Genomic DNA, 8,784 nt, shown 5'->3' with positions numbered 1-8,784 from the left:
TGCGCGAATTCTTCTGCACATCATAGTTGTCGTTCATAATTCTCGCGAGAAACTTCCTTATTATATGTTAGGCTACATGCAATCAAAAATCGATTCATCATGGTTATATTATCCCAACCTCTGTTAAACTGAAATCAAAATATCAAGGAAGGAGCAACGTAATTTGTTTGAAATTAATTGGGACGAATGGAACGAAAGACAAGAACTTGCAAAAAAGATGAGAATCGAGCAAAAAAGAAAAATGCGCGACTTACTCGAATCTGATATTGATGGTATTAAAATATCATTAAGAGAATTCACTGAAATGTGTAATGATGATAATTATAAATCTGATATGCTTGACATTTTTGAAGAAGCTCTTATGAAAATAGCCGATGGACATAAAGATCCTGTTAGCATAGCACAAAAAGCACTCAAAACGTATTATGGGGATGACGATTGAACATAAATTGATCAGCCCATAGGCCCTTTATTTATCCATCAAATACACCAAAAAAACACTTACCATTACTGAAATCACACTTTTGTTGTGGTTAAATTTTCCTATGCTTGATAAACTGGTATTGATTTAATACAGGGAGGTTGGACCATGGGAATTTTCGATAAAATGAAAGAAGATTTGAAAAAGGCTACGGCAGATGGAAAAGCCATTGGTGCAGGCAAGGCTGTCATGCTCGAATATATAGGCGGACATCCAAAAGTAAATGCCGGTCGAGTTACATTTACCAAAGGGGACGAGCCATATACCCTCTTGGTCTCAGGAAACAAGATCACTGTCACTAAAATGGAGTGGGATGAAAAAGGAAAACGCAGTGCTGGCAAAGCAGCTGCTGGTGCAATTGTAGGCGGGGTCCTTACGGGCGGTATTGGTTTACTTGCTGGCGCAGCGATCGGCGGGAGAAGGAAGGATAATTCCCTTGCGGTGATATCTTTTACCGACGGTCCATTTGAAGGTACTATTTACTGCCGCTGCGATCAGAAGGAATATCAAAAGCTTGCTGCTTTACTTTGATACATAAAAGCCCACCGACCATTAAAGGTTAGTGGGCTTTTTTCTAAATCTTCGCTTGAATGATATCATCAAATTTTATCCAATCCCAATCGTCGTCGTAACGCAATTTTATTTCCTTTCGAAACATGTTGATCACGGTGACAAATCCGGTCGCCTGTTTCTCCTCATATGGGTCATAAAGTTCCAGCGTCACCGGAACATGTTAAACGAATCCTGTAGCGCCTGACCGATCTGCTGCCATTCTTGTTCATCGATTACCGGTTTAGGGCGCAGGTCCTTGTGGGTCATATATCGGTTGTACGCTTCACGGTGTTCCGGCAAGATCATCCGAGACGATTCGAACAGCCCGTTTCCTTCCAACTTCTTTGCCAAGCGATTCCCTCCCTAATATTGAGTCCAATAATCGATATTGCTCGATGTCGATCGATTAGGCTTCTTTTTGTCTTCGTCTTCCCAGCCTTTGATGATACAAATTGATTGGACGTGCTGCTTATCCGGCCACTCGATAAAACCTTGCCTTTCAAGCGATAGCAACGTCGATGTTATGTCCTGCTTGGTTCGGCCTGTTTTGATGGTCAGCTCATGCATTGATGGCAACCGCCTGCGGCCGCTGGAATAGTTGAAAAGGATCCGGAGTATTTTACGCTCTGCGTCCGACAACACTCCTCCTCGCCTCCTATTTATGTAATGATAAGAACAACTGTTCTTAATTATATCCAAACACCAGTTCGATAATCAATGTAAAAAATAAACAAAAAAGCCCACCCCACAAATCTTGTGAGATGGGCTTTTTTTACCGATGCTATCGGATTGCACAACGGCGCGTCCGTATATGTTAATTTGATTTTAAGTGACTTGGAACGATTTGTAAATAAAATTCCCAAGCGCTTGGCAATTTTATTTCTTTACGGTCATCCCGGTTTCCTTCCGGAAGTTAATCACCAGCTGCCTCCAAAAATCATAACTCCCTGTTTCATCAGCAATATAGGGCTTGTAAAACTTAAATGCGTCCTTAGCCCATTCAGGGCAAGGCATGTTTGCCAGCTCCTTCTGCTCCTTGATCCATTCAGCCTGTTGTTTAACCGTAGATTGCAGCTCTTCAAACATAGCACGTTCTTCTTTTGTCATGGGTTCATCTCCTCCTTCCCGTTTATCGTATTGATGAAGCTTGTACTGCTCGATAATGCTGATCAATTTGGTTGGATAATTCGGATCGGTAGCGTAGCCACCTTTCCATATTTCATGGCAGGCAGTTTTATAATCAGCGTTAAGGACGCCATGATATCGTGTCGGCTTATCCCTGGTCCCCCTCAAAATCAACTTGGAATGATCCGCAATGGACTCATACCAGTTAAAGTAAGCCCTGAAGGCAGCGTTAACCTTGATTGGTTTTCCCTGAACATATTCCGTCGTCGGCATGGTTACACTCCCGGCCGTCCCCTTCCCTTTAATTCCAAAAAGGTTATTTGCTTGCCGGGTTAAACCGCTGCTTCCCCAATTGGATTCAAGCGCAGCTTGGGCAATCGTCAAAGACGCGGGTACTCCGGTCAAAAGCATGTCCTTGACGGCCGACGGTGCAATCGTTGCTATAAATTCGGATTTAATCACCTTTTTTAAAGCCTCCTTTGCCCTTCAGCACCTCAATTGCCTGCTGGATAACGGGAGGTATGGGAGCGCCCATCTTTCCTCCGTTTTCTATAATCGACAATAGCTCGTTTGCAATATAAAAATAGGCGATGGTGTCCCTAAATAAATGGCTATCACCTAAAACGCCATCAACGAGATGGCCAACTGCTACCATAGCGAAGATAAATGCTTTGCGGGCGATCCCGATCAAACCCTTTTTGCTTTTCAGCTCCCCGGACGCTCCTGCCGCTATGACGCCAGTAAAATAATCGATGATAACAAACACAAGCAGCGTGCCCAGAACTCCGGACCACCCGCCAAAAAAATATGTTGCTGCGCTCCCCCCTAATGCTGCGGCCCACTTAATAACTTCCCATCTATCCATGTTCTTCCCCCTTTAAAAGTAATGCCCCCAGATCGCTCCGAGGGCAAAATAAAAACGCCTTTTGCGGCGCTAGTTTATACTGCTGTTCCGTTTACAACCTCCGTTACTACGTTTTTCAGGTTATAAAGCTGCGGTACTTGCTCGACCTTATAAGTCCCGGCCATAACCAAGCTTACCCATACCTTTACAAGCCCGCTGTCCTTGGTGAATTGCATGATCGCTCACCTCCTTTCATCAGGCCGTAGGAGCTGCGGCCATAAGCATAGTTAGTTCGGCGACGGCTTGCTTCAATTCTGCGTTTTCTTGTTGTAATCCGGTCACCATCGTTTCTACGGTTTCAGGAATAAAGTAGTCGTAATACAGTTCTTTTTTTTTCAAATCAATACGAAGCACCGGCCGCATACCGTTATCACGAACCGGGTCTGGAACGATAATGTTTTCGAAATAGAATCCGTCGTCAAGAGAACTTGTGGACGTTGTATTGTGCTCGATCATTTGTACCGTACCTACGTTGTCGTTAATCTTAGAAAACCGCACGAGAATCATCTAAATACCTCCTTTATACGCGATAACTAACACCTTTTAAGCCAAAAGTAACCCAACAGTTTTCATGTGGGTTAATTAAATCGTACTTAAACATTAATATTTGCGTATCATCAATGTTTGTTCCCAACGCGAACCAACCAGACAAAGAATTATTTTCATTTTCGATACGGAATTCTAATTTTCCGGGAGTTAAATATCCGTTACTGATTTCAAGTCTGTTAAATCGGCGAGATACGCCCCCTGTTCCGCCGGGTTTGTAACTAGCAGCTTTTAAAACATCCCGGTATACACCCTTCGAATCTTTTAAAGAAACAGCGCATTCAGCACGTGTACCATCTGCAACTAAATCACCCACGTATGAGTAAGCAATTGCTTCTTCACTGTTGTCATAATTCGTTTGAAATGAATAAATACTACGCGGAGGGAGTGTGGCAAGAATATACTCGCCTGAAGTCTTTATAGAATTCTGTCTAAAAGAATACTCCATCCGCGACCCTGTACTGATCTGCCCGATCTTGGCCGCCAACGTCGCAAATGTATCACTTCCTGATGCAGGAACTCCTTTGCCGCTAATGGCGGAAGCGATATTGGTTTTCCCATTAGCGACAGATTGAAAAAGTGACCGCCAATCTCCCTGATTGTGGTATACGTCAGCGGACGCGATCGATAATGTTACTTGGCTGAAACCGCGTATAACTGTCGCTGCGTTTGTAAGCGGCCCGGTAGCGACAAGTCTTATTTTAACGGTGTCTACATTCCCCGTGTTGACTACTACCGTCTTTCGATGCCACCATTTATTATCGTCCGCACGTATAGACCCCAACACCACGCCACTGCTAGCATTGACCAACTCAATCCTAACAAGGTCAGAAGTAAGCCCGCCGTTCGTGTGGAAAGTACATCCCAGGTAATAATTTGTGGATGTAAATACATAGATAGGCTGGGATTCAATAAATATGTGTGTACCCGCAGCTACCGCGGCACTTGGATAAAAATAGCCGCCAACGTTAGCATCGTTTTCCGAGTAAGACCATGACCCTCCCTGTACGACCCAATCTTGAAGCCCAAATAATGCGGTTCCATTACGAACTAAATTAACCGCGTCGATCTTAGTTTTATTATAAAAATTCTGATCCGCATATGACTTCGCGTTCGTTTCGGCAGTATTCGCCTTTGCCTGCGCTCCACTAGGTGTCTCCGCAGCGTTTGCCTTGGCCTGTGCCGCTGCCGCCACGTCGTTAACCGTCTTCACTGCCTTCGGCGTCGCAGCCATTGCCTCGGACGTGCTGTCTGTGGCGCTGGAAAGCTGCGTGATGCCTTTTTGCGTCAGGGTAGCGTCTGGCACCTTCACCCCGGCCACGGCTTCATCAACATATTGTTTGTCTGCTGCCTTGTTCCGCAGCTCCTCAATGGCTTTAAAAGTCCGGTTCAAAAGCCAGTTCCACCAGCCAGCAGGAGGCCTGTCCTCCACGTCCCAACCTGCTTGCTTTTTGGAGTCTGGCGGTTCGATGCCTTCAGCGTGCCACTCGGGCAGTTTCTCTGTAAATGCCATCGTGTGTTCCCTCCTATATTGGCAATGTGTAGTCATGGCCCGGTACGTATACTTCGCCCAACGTGCCGCCCGTGCTCATATCAGGATCGGCCAGTCCGGTCGGTCCTGTCTCCAAAGCTCCATATTTTGAAGACAATTGAAAGGTTCCGGCCAGCTCGATTTGGGCAACCCGCACACCGGCAGCCACCGTCTTTTGTATGATCTGTCCAAACTGCATAGGCGACATGCCGACCTCATTCAGCCGCTTAATAGGCACCCGAATAAGGGAGATTGCGGCGGGCTCCGGGTCGACGGGGTCATTAAACTTGGGCTTGATGCGGATATCGCTGTAATCGCAGTTCAGGGCCAGCGCCAGAACCCGGATAATGGTATTAATGTCGGTTTGTGATAGGTTCCGGGCAATTTTGGATTTCAGCAGAACCCGGTAAATCTCGTCCGTGGCCGCGCCTCGCGGCTGGACAATGTTTTGCCCGATCATATCAAGGGTGGTCCCCTTGGCCTTATCGATGCTGCGCCATTCACGGACGGTTTCCAGCGTGTCCCCGACTTCTTTCAGCTGGCCGTATAGGATACCAATCAGCTTTCCAATGTTTGAATTGGGATCTTTATTGAAAACGTCCATGAACCGCCCGAGCATATCCTTCATATTAAACACGACTCGTCACCTCGATAAGGGCCGCTGTCGTCTGTGCGACCTGATAAGGAGCGATATCGACATTATGACTAAGCATGTTGTCGCTGCTCTTCCCTACCGTTACGTCCACATCTTCCACACCATCCACCGAGTAAACTGCGCTGATCAGACGGGTAAATACTACCGGCGCGCCCATGGACAACCCATTGTAATAACTGCCTGCGGCGTCTTCGCCGCCGATATACCGGATAATGGCATTTCGGATCAGGTCATCCCCGTCAGCTGGATATCGGTCATTTTTACTGACCTCAACACGGACATAGATAGGCACCTCTTCGGCACGGCTGAATTTAATCGTGTGCGGGTACCCGCCCAAATCTAATACCTCTTTGCTGATATCGCCATAGGTTTCGATGCCGCCGGACTGCTTAGCAAAGATCGTCTCGGCCACCTCCTGATCGTCCCCGCCCAAGACGTAAACTTGTATGGACTTCGGCGGCCGCCCGGCCGCGTCAACCTCCATTGTCTTATTATCGATTACGGCCGCCGCCCGAACCTTTTCCAATCGCAGCAGCGCCCCCCGAATAGCATCAAGAGATGCCGATCCACCCCCGGCTACAGACAATTCAAAGCGAGAACGAAACTCCGGGTCCGTCTCTTTCTCACGGCCTCCGGTGATCCGCTCGGGGTTGGTGACGGCTGTCACATCCGGATTAGGGTTGACGACAACGTTGACCAGTCCGGCGGCCACATTCCCGGATTGTCCCGGTTCAATAGCTTCAACCTTAACCAGCACCATCCCATCGGGCCCGATCGTAAAATCCTCCAATGTCTCGTATTGGATTCCGGATTCGGTACCTACACGAAAACCAGCCGCCTCCGAATGGCCCGGTGTGCCGGAAATTTTCACAACGCCCGAGGCGTATTGATCTAAAACACGAGTAATCCCGACATAAGGCCCGAGCCTGTCGAGGTTATTTCCGGTGGCCGTTGGGATGTACGCACTATTATATACGTCCTCAGCAACGGCCCAAATTTTGGCCAAAAACCAAGCGAAAATGCGCAGCATAATGCCGAGGAATGATCTTTCTGAAGTGTTTATCTGTTCTCCATAAACTTCCCTTGCTTTGTCCTCAGCCTCCGAAAAAAGATCGTCGTACCGTCTTCGTTGAAATCCTTTTTCAGTCAGCACCAATCTTCACCTCACTTTGAATCCCCTCTCCGTCCGCTTTGGTAGCGACAAAGGAGACTTCCATCACCCGAGACTTTTCATCCGGGTTAAACACAATCTCGTTTACACTGGAAATGCGTTCTTCCTGAAGCAATCCCCGGTTAATTTCATCCCGCATCTGCTCTTCGCTCAAATGCTTCCCGAGAAACAGGCTGAAATCAATCCCCATTTCCGGATTCAGAAACCATTCCCCGGTATTTGTCCCCAAAGCAATGTCACAACATTGTGCCAGCTCCTCGTCGCCGTCGATCATCTCCAAATCGCCGCTGCTATTAAAGACAATATCCCCGTCAATCAACTTGAAAGATTGCATCCGAGCACCCCCAATACAACTGCGTCGTTAACATCATGTTGTCGGCCTGTGCTTGCTGCGGCCACCGATCCATTCAAAGCGTTTTTGATTTCCCGATCGGCACAGACTACAAAGACCACATCGCCTTGTTTTAAGAGCGGCTTGTATACTTGCGGCTCTCCTCCGTTGACGGATAATCGATGCGCAAGGACTTGGGCGCCCTGAATTATCGCCGGTATGTCGGAAGTTGTTCGGATCAATGGCTGAACGTCAGCCGCGCACTTCCCGGAATCAAAGTTAATGACTTTGCACAAAAAGCCCACATGCAAGTCGCTGAAAATCTTGGCTTTGAAGGATTCGAAAATCGTGGACATGCTGCCCGCAGGGTCGGTTCTCATAAAATCGCCTCCACTTCCGTAACGAAATCCCCCGTTCGGCTAAAGGTATGCGAGCCGCTGCGGACGTGCGTCCGGCCCGTAAACTGCGAATATTCTAGGTCAATGACCGATGCCGTAGTAACCCGGTGCTGTAGTTGCATTTTGATATTGAATCCTTTCGTTCCCCCGTCTTCGAATCGGCCCGGGGTACCGATCAGGCCCGTATCCTTGTTCAGCTTAAAGACTGCATCACCGCCACGCCTCAAATTCCGGATATAGAGCTTATTTTTGTTGATATAAACGGATGTCCCGCAATCCTTGCAAACCTTCGCAATGATTTCCGTTACCTTGCCTTTGGCCGTATATCCCTCCTGGTATCGGTAATCCTGATTAAGCTCCATTTGAGCAATCGGGAGGCCGATGTACCCGGCCATTTGCTTGATGATTTGGCTCGCCAGTGTCCCTTTGGCATAAGCGATTTCCTTGACCTCGCGTTTGGATAGGTCTTCGCTGTCCAAAACGTTGATTACCGTGATCTTGTCTACGCCTTCCCATGTCGTGGATACCTTAGAAATATAGCCATGCAGCAGCAGGCCGACATCGCCTTTATAACCAGCGTTCAGCATCATCACCGCGCCACGCTTAATGTTATTTATGGTTTTATCGGACAAGTTCCAGATTTTGATTTCAGATTCGTTGGGCAGCGGATCGTTATCAAACGGTACTTTGCCTTCGATGTTGTAATGTTCGCTCGAAAACTTCATATTGGCTGTCATGACCTCGACCACGCGGCCAAAATTATCCATCGTCATCACCTTCGATCACATACAAAAAGACGCTCTCATTGAGCGTCCGCCAATTTACTTCGCTTTCATTTTCCGATTCATCATATGGCACGATCGGCACTTTCGGGTATCGATTGTCCTGGTTGTCATAAAACAAGGGCTGCCCGTAGATCAACTTTTCTCCGGTCGCAAGTATCTCGCCGTTTTTTTCAAGATTGACGGTGAAGAAGTCAAATTCTTCGTTGTAATGAACTTCAAAGGTGAACATTTCATCGGCCAGCGAAATATCGAACCGGTACGGGATTAAATCTTTTTCGATTTCAATATATTCGTAATCCATTCAT

At 47.2% G+C, this 8,784-nt stretch carries 16 protein-coding genes; 2 read left to right on the top strand and 14 right to left on the bottom strand.

The window, feature by feature from the left end; translation table 11 throughout:
- The first annotated feature begins 163 nt into the window (after window positions 1–163).
- Both RJP21_RS30310 and RJP21_RS30305 read left to right on the top strand, forming a co-directional pair.
- A complete protein-coding gene (locus tag RJP21_RS30310) occupies window positions 164–442 on the top strand; it encodes a hypothetical protein (protein ID WP_310862516.1) in 279 nt (92 codons plus the stop codon).
- 147 nt (window positions 443–589) lie between these two features.
- A complete protein-coding gene (locus RJP21_RS30305; RefSeq protein ID WP_310862515.1) occupies window positions 590–1,012 on the top strand; it encodes a hypothetical protein in 423 nt (140 codons plus the stop codon).
- 43 nt (window positions 1,013–1,055) lie between these two features.
- On the opposite strand, the gene RJP21_RS31485 is transcribed toward RJP21_RS30305, so the two are convergent.
- The 14 genes from RJP21_RS31485 to RJP21_RS30240 form a co-directional block, all read right to left on the bottom strand.
- The gene (locus tag RJP21_RS31485; RefSeq protein WP_483874809.1) at window positions 1,056–1,148 is read right to left on the bottom strand and encodes a hypothetical protein; all 93 of its coding nucleotides are present in this window, start codon (window positions 1,146–1,148) and stop codon (window positions 1,056–1,058) included.
- Between the two features lie 53 nt (window positions 1,149–1,201).
- Window positions 1,202–1,384, bottom strand: coding sequence for a YolD-like family protein (locus tag RJP21_RS31380; RefSeq protein ID WP_397386306.1), 183 nt, complete (start codon window positions 1,382–1,384; stop codon window positions 1,202–1,204).
- A gap of 12 nt (window positions 1,385–1,396) precedes the next feature.
- A complete protein-coding gene (locus RJP21_RS30295) occupies window positions 1,397–1,675 on the bottom strand; it encodes a hypothetical protein (RefSeq protein ID WP_310862514.1) in 279 nt (92 codons plus the stop codon).
- 234 nt (window positions 1,676–1,909) lie between these two features.
- Entirely contained in the window at window positions 1,910–2,620 is a 711-nt protein-coding gene (locus tag RJP21_RS30290; RefSeq protein ID WP_310862513.1) for a glycoside hydrolase family 73 protein, read from the bottom strand.
- Window positions 2,613–3,023, bottom strand: a complete 411-nt coding sequence (locus RJP21_RS30285; protein ID WP_160037328.1) for a phage holin family protein — start codon at window positions 3,021–3,023, stop codon at window positions 2,613–2,615. The genes RJP21_RS30290 and RJP21_RS30285 overlap by 8 nt, the downstream gene beginning before the upstream one ends.
- Window positions 3,024–3,097: 74 nt before the next feature.
- Window positions 3,098–3,238, bottom strand: coding sequence for a hypothetical protein (locus RJP21_RS30280; RefSeq protein WP_201452233.1), 141 nt, complete (start codon window positions 3,236–3,238; stop codon window positions 3,098–3,100).
- Window positions 3,239–3,257: 19 nt separating this feature from the next.
- Window positions 3,258–3,569 carry a hypothetical protein gene (locus tag RJP21_RS30275; protein ID WP_310862512.1) on the bottom strand — a complete coding sequence of 104 codons (312 nt, stop codon included), beginning with the start codon at window positions 3,567–3,569 and terminating at the stop codon, window positions 3,258–3,260.
- Window positions 3,570–3,582: 13 nt separating this feature from the next.
- A complete protein-coding gene (locus RJP21_RS30270; protein ID WP_310862511.1) occupies window positions 3,583–5,121 on the bottom strand; it encodes a tail fiber protein in 1,539 nt (512 codons plus the stop codon).
- A 13-nt stretch (window positions 5,122–5,134) separates the two neighbouring features.
- Window positions 5,135–5,767: a hypothetical protein gene (locus RJP21_RS30265; RefSeq protein ID WP_310862518.1), complete on the bottom strand. Its 633-nt coding sequence runs from the start codon at window positions 5,765–5,767 to the stop codon at window positions 5,135–5,137.
- Between the two features lies 1 nt (window position 5,768).
- Window positions 5,769–6,947 carry a baseplate J/gp47 family protein gene (locus RJP21_RS30260; protein WP_310862517.1) on the bottom strand — a complete coding sequence of 393 codons (1,179 nt, stop codon included), beginning with the start codon at window positions 6,945–6,947 and terminating at the stop codon, window positions 5,769–5,771.
- Window positions 6,937–7,299 carry a DUF2634 domain-containing protein gene (locus RJP21_RS30255; RefSeq protein WP_310862510.1) on the bottom strand — a complete coding sequence of 121 codons (363 nt, stop codon included), beginning with the start codon at window positions 7,297–7,299 and terminating at the stop codon, window positions 6,937–6,939. Before RJP21_RS30255 ends, RJP21_RS30260 begins: the two co-directional genes overlap by 11 nt.
- Window positions 7,281–7,676, bottom strand: a complete 396-nt coding sequence (locus tag RJP21_RS30250) for a Gp138 family membrane-puncturing spike protein (protein ID WP_310862509.1) — start codon at window positions 7,674–7,676, stop codon at window positions 7,281–7,283. Before RJP21_RS30250 ends, RJP21_RS30255 begins: the two co-directional genes overlap by 19 nt.
- Window positions 7,673–8,461 (bottom strand): phage protein, encoded by a 789-nt coding sequence (locus RJP21_RS30245; protein WP_160037322.1) that lies wholly within the window; start codon window positions 8,459–8,461, stop codon window positions 7,673–7,675. The genes RJP21_RS30250 and RJP21_RS30245 overlap by 4 nt, the downstream gene beginning before the upstream one ends.
- Entirely contained in the window at window positions 8,454–8,780 is a 327-nt protein-coding gene (locus RJP21_RS30240; protein ID WP_160037321.1) for a phage baseplate plug family protein, read from the bottom strand. The genes RJP21_RS30245 and RJP21_RS30240 overlap by 8 nt, the downstream gene beginning before the upstream one ends.
- Window positions 8,781–8,784 lie beyond the last annotated feature (4 nt).

The sequence above is a fragment of the Paenibacillus sp. VCA1 genome, from assembly GCF_031583795.1.
Taxonomy (GTDB): Bacteria; Bacillota; Bacilli; order Paenibacillales; family Paenibacillaceae; genus Paenibacillus_AQ; species Paenibacillus_AQ albilobatus.
Note: the sequence above shows the minus strand (reverse complement) of the source record. Positions and strands in the feature narration are given on the sequence as shown.

Bases quoted from the DNA above. Each gene is read 5' to 3' on its own strand.
- RJP21_RS30280 (WP_201452233.1), bottom strand. From the start codon at position 3,238: ATGCAATTCACCAAGGACAGCGGGCTTGTAAAGGTATGGGTAAGCTTG.
- RJP21_RS30255 (WP_310862510.1), bottom strand. From the start codon at position 7,299: ATGCAATCTTTCAAGTTGATTGACGGGGATATTGTCTTTAATAGCAGC.
- RJP21_RS30305 (WP_310862515.1), top strand. From the start codon at position 590: ATGGGAATTTTCGATAAAATGAAAGAAGATTTGAAAAAGGCTACGGCA.
- RJP21_RS30275 (WP_310862512.1), bottom strand. From the start codon at position 3,569: ATGATTCTCGTGCGGTTTTCTAAGATTAACGACAACGTAGGTACGGTA.
- RJP21_RS30240 (WP_160037321.1), bottom strand. From the start codon at position 8,780: ATGGATTACGAATATATTGAAATCGAAAAAGATTTAATCCCGTACCGG.
- RJP21_RS30265 (WP_310862518.1), bottom strand. From the start codon at position 5,767: ATGAAGGATATGCTCGGGCGGTTCATGGACGTTTTCAATAAAGATCCC.
- RJP21_RS30245 (WP_160037322.1), bottom strand. From the start codon at position 8,461: ATGGATAATTTTGGCCGCGTGGTCGAGGTCATGACAGCCAATATGAAG.
- RJP21_RS30285 (WP_160037328.1), bottom strand. From the start codon at position 3,023: ATGGATAGATGGGAAGTTATTAAGTGGGCCGCAGCATTAGGGGGGAGC.
- RJP21_RS30250 (WP_310862509.1), bottom strand. From the start codon at position 7,676: ATGAGAACCGACCCTGCGGGCAGCATGTCCACGATTTTCGAATCCTTC.
- RJP21_RS30270 (WP_310862511.1), bottom strand. From the start codon at position 5,121: ATGGCATTTACAGAGAAACTGCCCGAGTGGCACGCTGAAGGCATCGAA.